Raw genomic sequence first — 15080 nt, 5'->3', positions numbered from 1 at the left:
CCTTCGCATGCGTACGACTGCGTACGACGTCAGTCGGTGACAGTTGGCTTCTCGAGGCGCTCTGTGCCTCCGCCGGACGAGTTGCCGCCCATCGGGCCGAAGTTGCCCATGGCGCCGCTCAGGCCCTTGAGGGCGTCGCCGATCTCGCTGGGCACGATCCAGAGCTTGTTGGCGTCGCCTTCGGCGATCTTCGGCAGCATCTGGAGGTACTGGTAGGCGAGGAGCTTCTGGTCCGCGTCTCCGGCGTGGATGGACTCGAAGACCGTACGGATCGCCTGGGCCTCGCCCTCGGCGCGTAGTGCGGCGGCCCTGGCCTCACCTTCGGCGCGCAGGATCGCGGACTGCTTCTCACCTTCGGCGGTGAGGATGGCGGACTGGCGGATACCTTCGGCAGTGAGGATCGCTGCGCGCTTGTCGCGGTCGGCGCGCATCTGCTTCTCCATCGAGTCCTGGATGGAGGTGGGTGGCTCGATCGCCTTGAGTTCAACGCGGTTGACGCGGATGCCCCACTTGCCGGTTGCCTCGTCGAGGACGCCACGCAGGGCCGCATTGATCTCCTCGCGGGAGGTCAGGGTCCGCTCCAGGTCCATGCCGCCGATGATGTTGCGGAGCGTGGTGACGGTGAGCTGCTCGATGGCCTGGATGTAGCTGGCGACTTCGTACGTGGCCGCGCGGGCGTCGGTGACCTGGTAGTAGATGACCGTGTCGATGTTCACGACCAGGTTGTCCTGGGTGATCACCGGCTGCGGCGGGAAGGGCACGACCTGTTCGCGGAGGTCGATGCGGTTGCGGATCGAGTCGATGAACGGGACGACGATGTTCAGTCCCGCGTTGAGGGTCCGCGTGTAGCGGCCGAAGCGCTCGACGATGGCGGCGCTGGCCTGTGGGATGACTTGGATGGTTTTGATCAGCGCGATGAAGACCAACACCACCAGAATGATCAGGACGATGATGATCGGTTCCATCGTGGCTCCCCGTACCCTTCTCCGCCTCGGCGTTCCGGAAGGTCCTGTGATTGTTGAAGATCTTGCTGGATGAGTGTGTCAGACCACAACTCCCCATGGGGAGTTCCGGCCACGGAACGCTGCGCGAAGTTATATGACGATTGCCGTGGCACCTTCGATGTCCACGACATCGACCTCCTGGCCGACTTCGTAGGTCCGGCCGGTGTCGAGGGAGCGCGCGGACCAGACTTCCCCGCCGAGCTTGACCCGGCCTCCGGAGCCGTCGATCCGTTCCAGAACGACGGCCTGCTTGCCCTTCAACGCGTCTATGCCGGTGGCGAGTTGGGGCATCTGGGCGCGTTGCCGGGCCGCGATGGGGCGTACGACGGCGATGAGCGCGACCGAGACCACGGCGAAGACAACGACCTGGAGGACCACACCACCCCCGAGTCCTGCGGTCAGGGCGCCCGCCACGGCGCCGACGGCGAGCATTCCGAACTCCGGCATCGCGGTCACCACGAGCGGGATTCCGAGCCCGGCCGCCGCGATCAGCCACCACACCCATGCGTCGATGTCGTCCACATGGTCATGGTAGGTCCGCAGGTCGGGTCGCCGACAGGGCGCCGATCAACTTGGTACAGACGTTCGAGCCCGTCAGGACAGGGGCAGGCCCTGGGCCGTCCAGCGGTCGCCGACCTGCTCGACGACGAGCGGGAGGCCGAAGCACAACGACAGGTTGCGGGAGGTGAGCTCGAGTTCCAGTGGGCCCGCGGCGAGCACCTTGCCCTGACGGATCATCAGGACGTGGGTGAAGCCCGGTGCGATCTCCTCGACATGGTGGGTGACCATGATCATCGAGGGGGCGATCGGGTCGCGGGCGAGACGGCCGAGACGGCGTACGAGATCCTCGCGGCCACCGAGGTCGAGGCCTGCGGCGGGCTCGTCGAGGAGCAGCAGTTCGGGGTCGGTCATCAGGGCGCGGGCGATCATGGTGCGCTTGCGCTCGCCCTCGGAGAGCGTGCCGAACTTGCGGTCGAGGTAGTCGCTCATGCCGAGGCGGTCGAGGAAGGCGCGGGCACGCTGCTCGTCGATGTCCTCGTAGTCCTCGTGCCAGCCGGCCGTCATCCCGTACGCGGCGGTCAGCACGGTCTGCAGGACCGTCTGGCGCTTGGGGAGCTTCTCCGCCATGGCGATGCCGGCCATGCCGATGCGGGGGCGCAGTTCGAAGACGTCGACCTTGCCGAGGGTGTCACCGAGAATGGTGGCGGTGCCACTGCTGGGGAAGAGATAGCTGGACGCGATGTTCAGAAGGGTCGTTTTTCCGGCACCGTTGGGACCGAGGATGACCCAGCGCTCCCCCTCTTTGACCGACCAGGAGACCTGGTCCACCAGAGCCCGGCCCTCCCGGACCACGGATACGTCCTCCAGCTCCAGAACATCGCTCATGAGCGCGCTGTCTCCCATTGCAGTCTCGGCCGTCGCTTACGTCTGTGGACGCAGCCCCCAGGGAAAACCTACGCCACCGGTCCCCCGCACCTTTCCATCGGCCGGTCCTTAGGGTGGGGGCATGCTCTCGGAACCACGCTCAGGACGGCTGGCCGCATGGGGAAATGCCCTGTTGGCCGGGTTTGTTTCGCCGGACGACGCGGTCCTCGCCGTCGTCGGTGAGGACGCCGTGCACCGGGTCGAGGGGCTGCCCGGCGAGACGGGGCCGGTCGGACTCACGCTCGCGCTGGGGCGGCTGCGCGGGCTCGGGATGACCGGGCTTCGGGTCGCGCTGCCCGCGCCGGGGCATCCGCTCGGGCTGAGCGGACCGCCGGAGTTCAACGCGCGGGCCTTGGAGGCCGAGGAGGCGGTCGTCTGCCATGGCGCGGCACTGGGCCTGGTGCCCGAGGTGTCCGAGGCCGGTCCTGAAGGCGACGTACACGTGGAGGTCGTCTGGCACTGTCTGGCGGTGCGCGAGGCGCCGCCCGCCGATGTGCCGTCTCTCGGCGAGGCCGAGCGGGAGCTCGCGGAGGCGCTGCGTGACGCCACCGACATGCTGTCGCGGCTCGACGTGGCCGGTTCGGGTCCGGTCGCGGAGGCGGCGATCGACGCGTACCGGGCGCGGGCCGAGCGCGGTGGCGAGGTGTTGGCTCCTGGCTATCCGCCGCGTGCGGTACGGGTGTTGGAGCTGGCCCAGCGCGTCGGGCTGCTCATCTCGGTGGCGTACGAGAACGGCCACGGCGGAGCGGTGAGCGCCTCGGAGATGACGGCGCGCTCCGAGGCTCTGCGGCCGGTCGAGCGGACGGCTCGGCGGGCACAGGTGGCGGCGTACAACGCGTTCGTTGAGGAACGCGAGCGGTAGCGCTCCGCTGGGGGTGCGGTTTGAAGGTGCGGGTTCGTTGTGGCTTGTCGCGCCCCGCGGCGGAGCCGCATATAGATACAGCCCCGCGCCCCTTACGAGGCGCTCAGCCCGACGGCCGGAGGTCAACGCGGACCGGCCCCCCAGAGGTATCTGGGAGGCCGGTGGTCACTGCTGACCCGGGAGTGCTTCAGCCGTTGAAGCCCTCGTTGCCGAACGCCGGGTTCAGGATGCCGATGACGTTCGCGGTGTTGCCGACCGCGTTCACGTCGATGTCGGCCGGGGCCTGAACGAGGTTGCCCGAGGCGATGCCCGGCGAGCCCACGGCCTGGCCGGAGGCGTGCGCGTCGGTGGCGGACGCGAAGCCGGCACCGGCGGCAACCAGGCCACCGGCCATCATCGCGACGGCTGCGGCCTTCTTCAGGTTCTTCACTTTTCTCAAGCCCTCCCTTGTGATCACTGCGGCAGGCGCCGCAGCACGCACTGGAGAACGGCTCAGAGCCGCGGAGGATGCGCCATCCGAGTGACATTCCCACGACGGTATGAATCTCAGCCCGGAACGAGACCCTCCATATTGTCGTCAGGGAGTCGTCAAGCAAGCGTGCCGGAGCGGGGATCAGCCGGTCACCCCATGGCGTACGGCCCACAGGGCGGCCTGGGTGCGGTCGGCGAGGTCGAGTTTCATCAGGATGTTCGAGACGTGTGTCTTGACCGTCTTCTCGGAGAGGACGAGGGCGCGGGCGATCTCGCGGTTGGAGCGGCCGTCGGCGATCAGGCCGAGCACCTCCCGCTCCCGCTCGGTGAGTGAACCGCCTCTCCCCTGGCCGAGGTTGGAGTCCTCCTGGGACAGCAGCGCGTCGGCCACCTCGGGTTGCAGAAGTATGTGTCCCGCGTGGACGGAGCGGATGGCTCCGGCCAGGGCGTCGGGGTCCACGTCCTTGTAGACGTATCCGGCGGCGCCCGCGCGCAGGGCCGGGACGACCGTGCGCTGCTCGGTGAAGCTGGTGACGATGAGCACGCGCGCGGGGTTGTCGAGTTCGCGCAGCTTGCGCAGGGCCGCGACGCCGTCCATGCCCGGCATCTTGACGTCCATAAGGACGATGTCGGGCTTCAACTCCTCGGCCCGGGCCACACCTTCGGTGCCGTCGGACGCCTCTCCCACGACCTCGATGTCGTCCTGTATCTCCAGGAAGGTGCGCAGTCCGCGGCGGACCACTTGGTGGTCGTCGACGAGCAGCACCTTGATTGCGTCAGCCACCGGGGACCTCCATCTCGATCGTGGTGCCTTTTCCGGGCGTCGATTCCACGGTCAGCCGGCCGCCGACTCCGCTCGCCCTGTCGTGCATGGACACCAGGCCCAGGTGGCGTCCCGCGCGTCGTATCGCCTTGGGGTCGAAGCCGCTGCCGTCGTCGGTGACGCGCAGGGCCGCTCCCGGGCCGCGCTTGTCGAGGGTGACGTCGACGTGGGTCGCTCCGGAGTGCCGCAGCGCGTTGTGCAGGGCCTCCTGGGCGACGCGCAGCATGGCCTCCTCCTGGGCGGAGGGCAGGGCTCGTACGCCTCGGCCGGTGAAGGTCACGCGGGCGGAGTGGGCGCGGTCGAGAACCTGGATCTGGGTGCGCAGCGTGGCCACCAGACCGTCCTCGTCGAGGGCCGCGGGGCGCAACTCGATGACGGCGGCGCGTAGTTCGTCGGCGGCCTCGGCGGCGAGCGTGGCCACCTGCTGGAGTTCGCCCTTGGCGCGGGCCGGATCGCGGTCGACCAGGGTTACCGCGGCCTGGGCGGTCAGGCGCAGGGAGAACAGCTTCTGGCTGACGGCGTCGTGCAGTTCGTGCGCGAGCCGGGAGCGCTCCTCGGCGATGGTGAGTTCGCGGCTGCGCTCGTACAGGCGGGCGTTGGTCAGCGCTATAGCGGCGTGCTGGGCGAGGATCGCCAGGAGCTCCTCGTCCTCCTCTGTGAAGCCGCAACCGCCCTCAGGTTTCGGGCACTGCTTGTTGGCGAGGAAGAGGATGCCTATGACCTCGTCGTCGTCGCGGATGGGCAGGCCCAGGAAGTCGGCGAGCTCCGGGTGGGCGCCCGGCCAGCCCTCGAAGCGGGGGTCCTTGCGCACGTCGGCGAGGCGCTCCGGCCGGGCCTCGTGCAGCATCGAGGCGAGGATGCCGTGCTGGCGCGGCAGCGGGCCGATGGCCTTCCACTGGGCGTCGCTGACGCCGTCCACCACGAACTGGGCGAAGCCGCCGTGGTCGTCGGGGACTCCCAGCGCCGCGTACTCGGCGGCGAGCAGCTCGCGGGCCGAGGCGACGATCGTCTTGAGGACGTCGCGCACCTCGAGGTGCCTGCTCATGGCCAGCAGCGCGGAACTCACCGCGGCCAGGCCCGACCGGGGTCCTTGACTCATGACCTCAACGTACCCGCCGGGTGTGACAGCCCGTATCGGACCTGTGGCTGCCCCTGCGTAGGCCGGTGGGCCTAGGGCAAAGGGCCCCGATCATTGCGGCTCGCGTCCGAGGCGGTGGGGACAGCCCGGTTCCTACGTTGAAGGCAGCCGCCGGGAGTGGCGGTCATGGGACGAGGGGACGGATGTCATGCCGGTAGCGATCATCACAGGGGCTTCGAAGGGGCTGGGGCGGGCGCTCGCCGAAGCCCTGGCGGAGCGCGGCTGGGAGCTGGTGCTCGACGCCAGGACGGCGGGGGTGCTCCATGAGACGGCCGCGGCGCTCGGCAAGCACGGGGTACGGGTCGAGGCGCTGCCCGGGGACGTCACGGACGCGGCGCACCGTACGGCGCTGGTGGCGGCGGCGCGGCGGCTCGGTGGCCTCGATCTGCTGGTGAACAACGCGAGCGCGCTCGGCGCCGAACCGCTCGTACGGCTGGAGGGCCTGGCGCTGGACGGGCTGAGGCGGGCACTGGAGGTCAACGTGGTCGCGGCGCTCGGCCTCATCCAGGAGGCGCTGCCGCTGCTGCGGGACTCGGCGGCCGGGACGGTCATCGACATCAGCTCGGACGCGGCGGCCGAGGCGTACGAGACCTGGGGCGGTTACGGGGCGTCGAAGGCGGCCCTCGACCATGTCTCGGCGGTGCTCGCCGAGGAGGAGCCCGGGCTGCGGGTCTGGGCGGTCGACCCGGGCGACATGAACACGGATCTGTACGCGGCGGCCGTACCGGACGACGAGGATCCGCGGTCGGCACCGGCGAGCGTCGTCCCGGCGTTTCTGCGGCTGCTCGAGGAGCGGCCGGCCAGTGGCCGCTATGCGGCACCCGCGCTTCTGGAGGTGACCCGGTGACGGGCATCACCACCGGCGGACGGCCCGGCGCGGCAGTGTCTGCGTCTGCGTGGCCGGTGAGCGGTCGTTGTGGAGCGCCTTCGTTGCTGGGGGCACGATGACGGCCGCGATGGGGGTCCCCTCGCTCATGGGGGTCCCCCCGCTCGAGCGAAGTCGAGAGTGGGGGAGAAGCCGAGAGTGGGGGAAGGTTCCGGAGGAGTTGTCGGCCCGGGTGCCAGTCGAGGAGCGGGGGGCCGGGCTCGATCGGGACGGGGTGCGGTTGCTTGTGTCGCGTGGAGCGGAGGAGGCGTCCCATCACGCGTTCGCGGAGCTGCCGGGGCTGTTGCGGGCCGGGGATCTACTGGTCGTGAACACCTCGTCGACGCTGGCGGCGGCAGTGGACGGACGGCTCGGGCACGCGCGCGTGGTGGTGCATTTCTCCACGCGGGGCGAGGACGGGCGGTGGGCCGTTGAGCTGCGGGACCCCGACGAAGCGGGCACCACGCGCGCGCGTGCGGGAGGTCCCGCTGGTACGGAGGTGCGCCTCCCCGGTGACGTACGGCTCGTCCTGGAGGAGCCTCTCAGCACGCGGAGCCCCCGGCTGTGGTGGGCGCGGGTGTCGGAACCGGACGTCCCGGGGTTGCTGCGGCGGCACGGGAGGCCCATTCGGTACTCGTACACGGAACGGGACCAGCCCCTGTCGGCGTACCAGACGGTGTTCGCGCTGCCGTCCGCGGACGGTGCGGGCAGCGCGGAGATGCCGAGTGCCGCGCGGCCCTTCACGCCGCGGCTGGTGGCGGAGCTGGTGAGCCGGGGCGTGCAGTTCGCCCCGATCACGCTGCACACCGGAGTCGCGTCGCCGGAGGCGCACGAGCCGCCGTATCCGGAGCGCTTCGCGGTGCCCGAAGCGTCGGCACGGCTGATCAACACGGCGAGGGCAGGGGACTACAGGGTCCTCGCGGTCGGTACGACGGCCGTACGGTCCGTGGAGTCCGCGGCCGGCCCCGACGGGGTGGTACGGGCGGCGGAGGGCTGGACCGATCTCGTGGTGACCCCGGAGCGCGGGGTGCGGGTGGTCGACGGGCTCCTCACCGGGCTGCACGAACCGGAGGCCTCGCATCTGCTGATGCTGGAGGCGATCGCGGGACCGGCGGCGATCCGGCGCAGCTACGACGAGGCCTTGCGCGGCCGCTACCTGTGGCACGAGTTCGGCGACATGCATCTCGTCCTGCCGTCCGAGGAGTCCGAGAGGACTGCGGAGTCTGCGAATCCTCACGCAGAGCATTGCGTCAGCAACTGCTGGTGAGACTGCCACGCGCCGAATGTGAGCCCTCGCATAGGACGCACATCACGTACGAAGGCCGCTAGGAGGTACAAACACCCCATACGAGCGGGGCAGACGTTCCAGTCTGCCCCGTTTTGCCCTTTAGGGGTCCACTATCCGGCTTCGTACGTCACACCTTTGCCACAGGATTTTGCGGCCGCTAAGAATTGCTCCCGTCGCTCGACGCCGCGGGTTTTGGCCCGCGGCGTTGTGCCGGAACCAGCAATGTCCCCTCCGGCCCGAGAGCGACCTCCGCGCTATTCGAAGAGGTCCTTCAGTCATGCCCAAGTACACCGCCGGTTCCGGCCATCGCCCCACCCTCGCCAAGCTGACCGAGCTCACCGAGCAGACCAGGACGAAGCTGACCCACACCGGGCAGAAGCTGAACACCACCAGGCAGAAGCTGCCCAAGAAGCATCAGCTCGGGGTCGCCGGTGTCGCCGGTCTCGGTGCCGCGGCCCTCGCGTTCTCCCTCGTACCGGGCGGCGGCTCCCAGCCGAGCACCACCGAGTCCGTCTCCGCCTCCTCGGTGGCCTTCAGCTCCGAGCAGGTCGAGGATGTGAAGGGCGGCGTCGAGAAGCAGCTGAACGACGCCCTCACGCAGGCCACGTCCGCCGCGAAGAAGGCCGCTGAGGACGCCAAGAAGAAGGCCGAGCAGGAGCGCAAGGCGAAGGAGGCCGCGAGCCGGTCCGCCCAGCGCGCGCAGGTCAAGCCGGTCGCCGCGAAGAGCTACGGCAACAACCTCGACGGCTGGATCCGCGAGTCGCTCGACGTCATGAAGAAGAACGGCATCCCGGGCTCGTACGACGGCATCAAGCGCAACATCCTGCGCGAGTCCTCGGGCAACCCGAACGCCATCAACAACTGGGACATCAACGCCATCAACGGCATCCCCTCGAAGGGCCTGCTGCAGGTGATCCCGCCGACCTTCCAGACGTACCACGTCCCAGGCACGTCCTCGAACATCTACGACCCGGTCGCCAACATCACCGCCGCCTGCAACTACGCAGCCGACCGGTACGGCTCCATGGACAACGTCAACAGCGCGTACTGAGTCCCATGCGGACCTCTGGCCTCAGCACAGACAGCGAGGCGCTCAGCGCAGACGGCGAGGCGCGGCATCCCGGCGGATGCCGCGCCTCGTTCGTGTACGGGAGTCGTTGCCGCACGGGAGTTACTTGCGCATGACCTCGGGCTCATGGCGGCGCAGGAAGCGGGCCACGAAGAAGCCGCAGATGACACCGAGGAAGATCAGCGCGGCCATGTCCATGCCCCAGGCCGAGGCCGTGTGCTCCCACAGCGGGTCCGTGTTGCCCGGGTCATCCGTGTTCGGGCTGATCCGGTTGAAGTCCAGCGTGGTACCGGCGGCGGCGACCGCCCAGCGCGAGGGCATCAGATACGAGAACTCGTTGACGCCGAGCGCGCCGTGCAGGATGAACAGGCAGCCGGTGAACACGACCTGGACGATCGCGAACATCACCAGCAGCGGCATCGTCTTCTCGGAGGTCTTCACCAGCGAGGAGATGACCAGGCCGAACATCATCGAGGAGAAGCCGAGCGCCATGATCGGAATGGAGAGCTCGAGCATCACGGCGAGCTTGCCGGTGCCGAAGATCAGGGCCTCGTCGGGGATCGTCCGGCTGGAGAAGCCGATCGCGCCGACCATGGCGCCCTGCAGCACCGTGATCACACCGAGGACGATCACCTTGGACATCAGATACGCGGAGCGCGACAGGCCGGTCGCCCGCTCCCGCTCGTAGATGACCCGTTCCTTGATCAGCTCGCGGACGGAGTTGGCGGCGCCCGCGAAGCACGCGCCGACCGCGAGTATCAGCAGGACCGTGGTGGCCGTGCCGTTCGGGATGATTCTGCCGGTCTTCGGGTTCTCGTTGACCAGCAGGGTCTTGTCCGGGTCGATGAGCAGGCTCACCGCGCCGAGCACCGCCGGCAGGATCACCGTCAGCGCCAGGAAGCCCTTGTCGGACGCGATCACCGACACATAGCGGCGGATCAGGGTGAACAACTGCGAGCCCCAGCCCTGCGGCTTCGGTGGACGCATCGACTGGGCGGGCGGCATCTGCGTCGACTGCGCGGCGACGGCGTCGATGTCCGCTGCGTACATCTGGTAGTGCTGCGAGCCCCTCCAGCGGTCTGCCCAGTCGTAGTCGCGGTAGTTCTCGAAGGCGGAGAAGACATCGGCCCAAGTGTCGTAGCCGAAGAAGTTCAGGGCTTCCTCGGGCGGGCCGAAGTAGGCCACCGAGCCGCCGGGCGCCATGACCAGAAGTTTGTCGCAGATCGCCAGTTCGGCCACGGAGTGCGTGACGACGAGGACCGTACGGCCGTCGTCGGCGAGGCCGCGCAGCAGCTGCATGACATCGCGGTCCATACCCGGGTCGAGGCCGGAGGTCGGCTCGTCCAGGAAGATCAGCGAGGGCTTGGTCAGCAGCTCCAGGGCCACCGACACACGCTTGCGCTGGCCGCCGGAGAGGGAGGTGACCTTCTTCTCCTTGTGGATGTCCAGCTTGAGCTCGCGCAGGACCTCGTCGATACGGGCCTCGCGCTCGCCGCCCGTGGTGTCCGCGGGGAAGCGCAGCTTGGCCGCGTACTTGAGGGCCTTCTTGACGGTCAGCTCCTTGTGCAGGATGTCGTCCTGCGGGACCAGACCGATGCGCTGGCGCAGCTCGGCGAACTGCTTGTAGAGGTTCCGGTTGTCGTAGAGGACGTCGCCCTGGTTGGCGGGGCGGTAGCCCGTGAGTGCCTTCAGGAGCGTCGACTTTCCGGAGCCGGACGGGCCGATGACCGCGATGAGCGACTTCTCCGGTACGCCGAAGGAGACGTCCTTGAGGATCTGCTTGCCGCCGTCGACCGTCACCGTCAGATGGCGGGCCGAGAAGGAGATCTCACCGGTGTCGACGAACTCCTCGAGGCGGTCGCCGACCAGACGGAACGTCGAGTGGCCGACACCGACGATGTCGTTCGGGCCGAGCAGCGCGGAGCCGCCCTTGGCGATCGGCATGCCGTTGACGTACGTGCCGTTGTGCGAGCCGAGGTCGCGGATCTCGTAGCGGCCGTCGGGCGTCGCGTGGAACTCGGCGTGGTGGCGGGAGACTTGCAGGTCGGAGACGACCAGCTCGTTCTGCAGCGCACGGCCGATGCGCATCACCCGGCCGAGGGCCAGCTGGTGGAACGTGGTGGGGCTGCGGTCGCCGTAGACCGGCGGCGCCCCCGCGCCACCACCGGGAACCTTCTGTGCGTACGACTCCGACGGTCCCTGGTGCGGGACCTGCGGCGGCTGCTGCCGGCCCTGCTGCGGGGACTGCTGTTGCGGCGGCGCCTGCTGGGCCGCCCAGCCTGCCGCTCCCGCACCCTGCGCGGCGTACGGCTGCTGCTGGGGCTGTGCCTGCGGTGCGGCCGAGGCCGCACCGGCGCCCGATACGTTCACGAGCGGGCCGTCGGTCGCGTTGCCGAGGTTCACGGACGAACCCGGACCGATCTCCATGTGGTGGATCCGGTGGCCCTGCACAAAGGTGCCGTTGGTGCTGCCGTGGTCCTCTATGACCCAACTGCGGCCGTTGAAGCTGATCGTGGCGTGACGCCAGGACACCCTGGCGTCGTCGAGCACGATGTCTCCCTGCGGATCGCGTCCGAGGGCGTATGGCCTGGACGCATCGAGCGTCCAGGTCCGTCCATTCAATTCCAGTACGAGTTCCGGCACTCCATGCCCCACGTGAGTTGTCCCCCGAGTTACCCCCATCACAGGGAGTCTAGGGATGTCGAACATCGGGGGGAACTATTTCAGGACGACCCCTCTGACCGAAAGTCGGGCCTCGTGATGACCGCGTACGGGCGGCTTGTCCGTTTGCGTTGACTGTGTTCAAACCGACCCGGAGAGTGGTAATCCCACGCGAGGGGGACATCCCCGGTGGAGACGTCGCGGCGCGAAGTCGGGGGGCTGACGTGAGCTACGAGACCGCGAGGGACGGCAGGCGACTGCCGGTGGGCGATGTGCTGTTGTCCGCGATCGCCGCTGTGAGCTGGGCGTTGATCGGGATGGCGGGCGTGGCCGCGTTGGGGCTGCATCTGCTGGAGGCGGACGCGTCAGGCTCGCTCGGGACGATGACCGCGGCTGTGGTGGCGCTCGGGGCGGGTGGTTCGGTGACGCCGTCCGGCGATGTGTCGGCCTTCGGCCTTGAAGGCGCCGAGGCGGAGACCGCCCTCCAGATCACGCCACTGGGAGTGAGCCTCGTGGGTGCGCTTCTGCTGGCCTGGTTCTTCCTACGCTCCTTGCGCGGAGCGGGAGTTGTCATCTCGCCCGGTGAACTCGTCGCGCGCGCGGGCGCGGTCGTGGTGCTCTTCGTGGCGATGCTGGGTGGGCTCGCCTGGGCCGGTCACGACGTGATCACGATTGACGGCGGCTCGCTCGGGCTCGACCAGCTGCCGGGTGGCGGGCTGCCGGACGATGTCGAGGTGCCCGGGCTCGGTGACATCGGTGGGTTGCTGCCCGACCGGCTCGGAGACCTCGCGGACGCGAACGCGAAGGTCGGCTTCACCGTCGACACCGTGCCGACGCTGCTCGGCGGTGCGGTGTGGGTGCTCGGCGTTCTGCTGATCGCGCTGCTGGCCTCACGCCGTACGCCGCTGCCGCGCGGCTGGGAGGCGGTGCACCGGCTGGTGCGGCCGGCCGCGTCCGCGCTGGTCACGGTGTTGCTCGTGGCGGTCCTCGCGGGGCTCGCGGCGGCGGCGTACGCGGCGACCGGCGACGACCATCCGAAACGGATCGCGGGCGCCGCGCTGCTCGGGGCGCCCAACGGGGTGTGGCTGGGCGTCCCGATCGGGCTCTTCGTGCCGTGGGACGGCTCGGCCTCGGGCGGGCTCATCCAGTTCCTGCCCGCCCCGCTGGACGAGTTGCTGAGCCTGTCCTCCGACCAGCCCGTGACGCTCGGGCGGTTGGCCGAACTGGACAGCCGGGTCTGGCTGTTGGGGATCGCGACCGCGCTGATGATGCTGTACGCGGGCGTGCTGACCGCGGTGCGTACGCCATTCGTACGCGAGCGGGGGGCCGCCCTCGGTTTCGCGGGGCGCTGTGCGCTGCGGCTGGGGATCGTGACGGCGCTCGCGCTGCCGCTGCTCGCCTGGCTGACGGGGGTGTCCGTGGACGCCTCGCTGTCCGTCCTCGGCGTCGACGCGTTCGACGCCGGCATCGAGCTGCACGGGCAGCTGGGCATGGCACTGCTGCTCGGCGCCTTGTGGGGCGCGGGGGCGGGGGCGGCCGGGGCGCTGCTCGCCTGCGCCGCCGGGGCCGCCGGACGGCGCGCGGCACCGCTGGCACGGGGGGACGCGGAGGTGCCGCCGACGGAGCCGACCGAGCCGGTCGCACCGCCGTACGCGGGGGGCCCCGAACAGCCGCCGGGCCCCTACAGCCCCGCCCCCTCGTACCGGCCGTCGAACCCTGACACCAACCCGTACCTGCACCTCCCGGACGGCTTACGGGAGCCCGAGGACGGACGGCGGCACCCCGGTGCGCGGCCTCCCGGCCCCCAGCGTCCCGGCGCCCGGCCCTCCGAGAGCGGGCACCCACCCGACGTGTACGGCGCTCCCACGGTCGCGGGCCCCTACACGCCACCCCCCGCCCCGAAGCCGCGCCCCAGGCGCGGGCCGTCCCAGGACGGGCCCCCTCCGCCACCGGAGGAACCGCCGCCTCCACCCAGGCCTCGCGGGCGGCCTTGAGGGGGCTTCGGCATACGCCGATGGGGGTCTTGTGGGCGTCATGCGTCGGGAAGGGCGAGGTCACCGAGATGACACCGACTGTTTCCCGTCCGCTGGGCGGACCGTAGAAGCAGGGGCACTGCGTGCCGGTTACTGTGGGAAAACCATGAGCGCTTCGCAGACCTCCGACGCCCCCACCCTCCTCGTCAAGATCTTCGGCAAGGACCGGCCCGGCATCACGGCCGGACTCTTCGACACCCTCGCCGGCTACTCGGTCGACGTGGTCGACATCGAGCAGGTCGTCACCCGTGGCCGGATCGTGCTGTGCGCGCTCGTGACCCAGCCGCCGGCCGGCCTCGAAGGCGGGCTGCGGGCCACGGTGCACAGCTGGGCGGAGTCCCTGAAGCTCCAGGCCGAGATCATCTCCGGCCGCGGCGACAACCGGCCGCGTGGCCACGGCCGGTCGCTCGTCACCGTGCTCGGGCACCCGCTCACCGCACAGTCGACAGCCGCCATTGCCGCCCGGATCACGGCGACGGGCGGCAACATCGACCGTATCTTCCGGCTCGCCAAGTACCCCGTGACCGCGGTCGAGTTCGCCGTGTCCGGTGCGGAGCCCGAGACTCTGCGAACCGCCCTGGTGACCGAGGCGGCGGCCCTCGGTGTCGATGTGGCGGTCGTCGCGGCGGGGCTGCACCGGCGCGCCCAGCGCCTGGTCGTCATGGACGTCGACTCGACGCTGATCCAGGACGAGGTGATCGAGCTCTTCGCCGCCCACGCCGACTGCGAGGACGAGGTCGCCGAGGTGACGGCGGCGGCGATGCGGGGCGAACTGGACTTCGAGCAGTCACTGCACGCGCGCGTGGCGCTCCTCGAAGGACTCGATGCCTCCGTGGTGGACAAGGTGCGCAGCGAGGTGCGGCTGACGCCGGGGGCGCGCACGCTGATCCGTACGCTGAAGCGGCTCGGCTACCAAGTGGGCGTCGTCTCGGGCGGGTTCACGCAGGTCACGGACGATCTCAAGGAGCGGCTCGGGCTCGACTTCGCCCAGGCCAACACGCTGGAGATCGTCGACGGGAAGCTGACCGGCAAGGTCACCGGCGAGATCGTGGACCGCGCGGGCAAGGCGCGGCTGCTGCGCCGGTTCGCCGCCGAGGCGGGCGTACCGCTGGCCCAGACCGTGGCGATCGGTGACGGCGCGAACGACCTCGACATGCTGAACGCGGCCGGTCTCGGCGTCGCCTTCAACGCCAAGCCGGTCGTCCGCGAGGCCGCGCACACCGCCGTGAACTTCCCCTTCCTCGACACCGTCCTGTACCTGCTCGGCGTCACCCGCGAAGAGGTCGAGGCGGCGGACATGCACGTGGATTGAGCGGGGGCGCTCCGCTGGGTTGGGCAGTTTTAAGCTGCGGGTTCGTTGTGGCTGGTCGCGCCCGCGCGGCGGAGCCGCAAATTGACACGGCACCGCGCCCCTGAAAGGAAGGCCTGCGGCCTCCTTCAG

The 15080-nt window shown here is 69.8% G+C and carries 13 protein-coding genes and 1 pseudogene; 6 read left to right on the top strand and 8 right to left on the bottom strand.

What is annotated here, in order from left to right; all coding sequences use genetic code 11:
• Positions 1 to 29 precede the first annotated feature (29 nt).
• The 3 genes and pseudogenes from IEZ21_RS27400 to IEZ21_RS27390 form a co-directional block, all read right to left on the bottom strand.
• Positions 30 to 965, bottom strand: coding sequence for an SPFH domain-containing protein (locus tag IEZ21_RS27400; protein WP_189324539.1), 936 nt, complete (start codon positions 963 to 965; stop codon positions 30 to 32).
• Between the two features lie 129 nt (positions 966 to 1094).
• A complete protein-coding gene (locus tag IEZ21_RS27395) occupies positions 1095 to 1526 on the bottom strand; it encodes an NfeD family protein (RefSeq protein WP_189324538.1) in 432 nt (143 codons plus the stop codon).
• 339 nt (positions 1527 to 1865) lie between these two features.
• Positions 1866 to 2390 (bottom strand): annotated as a pseudogene (locus tag IEZ21_RS27390) (ABC transporter ATP-binding protein); the annotation flags it as partial.
• A 121-nt stretch (positions 2391 to 2511) separates the two neighbouring features.
• Here IEZ21_RS27390 and IEZ21_RS27385 point away from each other — a divergent pair.
• Positions 2512 to 3291: an Rv1486c family protein gene (locus IEZ21_RS27385; protein WP_189324537.1), complete on the top strand. Its 780-nt coding sequence runs from the start codon at positions 2512 to 2514 to the stop codon at positions 3289 to 3291.
• A gap of 187 nt (positions 3292 to 3478) precedes the next feature.
• Here the strand turns inward: IEZ21_RS27385 and IEZ21_RS27380 are convergent, their stop codons facing one another.
• From IEZ21_RS27380 to IEZ21_RS27370, 3 genes are all read right to left on the bottom strand, one after another.
• The gene (locus IEZ21_RS27380; protein ID WP_033317759.1) at positions 3479 to 3721 is read right to left on the bottom strand and encodes a chaplin; all 243 of its coding nucleotides are present in this window, start codon (positions 3719 to 3721) and stop codon (positions 3479 to 3481) included.
• Between the two features lie 183 nt (positions 3722 to 3904).
• Complete coding sequence (locus IEZ21_RS27375; protein ID WP_189324536.1) at positions 3905 to 4546, bottom strand: response regulator; 642 nt, start codon at positions 4544 to 4546, stop codon at positions 3905 to 3907.
• Positions 4539 to 5684, bottom strand: a complete 1146-nt coding sequence (locus IEZ21_RS27370; RefSeq protein WP_189324535.1) for a GAF domain-containing sensor histidine kinase — start codon at positions 5682 to 5684, stop codon at positions 4539 to 4541. The genes IEZ21_RS27375 and IEZ21_RS27370 overlap by 8 nt, the downstream gene beginning before the upstream one ends.
• Before the next feature lie 187 nt (positions 5685 to 5871).
• Here IEZ21_RS27370 and IEZ21_RS27365 point away from each other — a divergent pair, with 187 nt between their 5' ends.
• Positions 5872 to 6570 (top strand): SDR family NAD(P)-dependent oxidoreductase, encoded by a 699-nt coding sequence (locus IEZ21_RS27365; protein ID WP_189324534.1) that lies wholly within the window; start codon positions 5872 to 5874, stop codon positions 6568 to 6570.
• A 6-nt stretch (positions 6571 to 6576) separates the two neighbouring features.
• On the opposite strand, the gene IEZ21_RS48485 is transcribed toward IEZ21_RS27365, so the two are convergent.
• Entirely contained in the window at positions 6577 to 6699 is a 123-nt protein-coding gene (locus tag IEZ21_RS48485) for a hypothetical protein (RefSeq protein ID WP_281399530.1), read from the bottom strand.
• Here IEZ21_RS48485 and IEZ21_RS27360 point away from each other — a divergent pair.
• Positions 6698 to 7855: an S-adenosylmethionine:tRNA ribosyltransferase-isomerase gene (locus tag IEZ21_RS27360; protein ID WP_189324533.1), complete on the top strand. Its 1158-nt coding sequence runs from the start codon at positions 6698 to 6700 to the stop codon at positions 7853 to 7855. The two genes, IEZ21_RS48485 and IEZ21_RS27360, sit on opposite strands and share 2 nt — an antisense overlap.
• Positions 7856 to 8153: 298 nt before the next feature.
• The gene (locus tag IEZ21_RS27355; protein WP_189324532.1) at positions 8154 to 8927 is read left to right on the top strand and encodes a transglycosylase SLT domain-containing protein; all 774 of its coding nucleotides are present in this window, start codon (positions 8154 to 8156) and stop codon (positions 8925 to 8927) included.
• A 120-nt stretch (positions 8928 to 9047) separates the two neighbouring features.
• On the opposite strand, the gene IEZ21_RS27350 is transcribed toward IEZ21_RS27355, so the two are convergent.
• Complete coding sequence (locus IEZ21_RS27350; protein ID WP_189324560.1) at positions 9048 to 11588, bottom strand: ABC transporter ATP-binding protein/permease; 2541 nt, start codon at positions 11586 to 11588, stop codon at positions 9048 to 9050.
• Positions 11589 to 11830: 242 nt separating this feature from the next.
• On the opposite strand from IEZ21_RS27350, the gene IEZ21_RS27345 reads away from it, so the two are divergent.
• Both IEZ21_RS27345 and serB read left to right on the top strand, forming a co-directional pair.
• Positions 11831 to 13600 (top strand): streptophobe family protein, encoded by a 1770-nt coding sequence (locus IEZ21_RS27345; RefSeq protein WP_281399529.1) that lies wholly within the window; start codon positions 11831 to 11833, stop codon positions 13598 to 13600.
• Between the two features lie 145 nt (positions 13601 to 13745).
• On the top strand, positions 13746 to 14951 hold the full coding sequence (gene serB, locus IEZ21_RS27340; protein ID WP_189324531.1) for a phosphoserine phosphatase SerB: 1206 nt from the start codon (positions 13746 to 13748) through the stop codon (positions 14949 to 14951).
• The last annotated feature ends 129 nt before the right edge of the window (positions 14952 to 15080 follow it).

Origin of the sequence: Streptomyces flaveus (genome assembly GCF_014647675.1) — a bacterium.
GTDB lineage: Bacteria > Actinomycetota > Actinomycetes > Streptomycetales > Streptomycetaceae > Streptomyces > Streptomyces flaveus.
This window is presented reverse-complemented; position numbering and strand designations above follow the sequence as displayed.

Coding starts and splice junctions, on each gene's coding strand:
- IEZ21_RS27355 (WP_189324532.1), top strand. CDS start 8,154: ATGCCCAAGTACACCGCCGGTTCCGGCCATCGCCCCACCCTCGCCAAG.
- IEZ21_RS27370 (WP_189324535.1), bottom strand. CDS start 5,684: ATGAGTCAAGGACCCCGGTCGGGCCTGGCCGCGGTGAGTTCCGCGCTG.
- IEZ21_RS27400 (WP_189324539.1), bottom strand. CDS start 965: ATGGAACCGATCATCATCGTCCTGATCATTCTGGTGGTGTTGGTCTTC.
- IEZ21_RS27385 (WP_189324537.1), top strand. CDS start 2,512: ATGCTCTCGGAACCACGCTCAGGACGGCTGGCCGCATGGGGAAATGCC.
- IEZ21_RS27365 (WP_189324534.1), top strand. CDS start 5,872: ATGCCGGTAGCGATCATCACAGGGGCTTCGAAGGGGCTGGGGCGGGCG.
- IEZ21_RS48485 (WP_281399530.1), bottom strand. CDS start 6,699: ATGAGCGAGGGGACCCCCATCGCGGCCGTCATCGTGCCCCCAGCAACG.
- serB (WP_189324531.1), top strand. CDS start 13,746: ATGAGCGCTTCGCAGACCTCCGACGCCCCCACCCTCCTCGTCAAGATC.
- IEZ21_RS27360 (WP_189324533.1), top strand. CDS start 6,698: ATGGGGGTCCCCCCGCTCGAGCGAAGTCGAGAGTGGGGGAGAAGCCGA.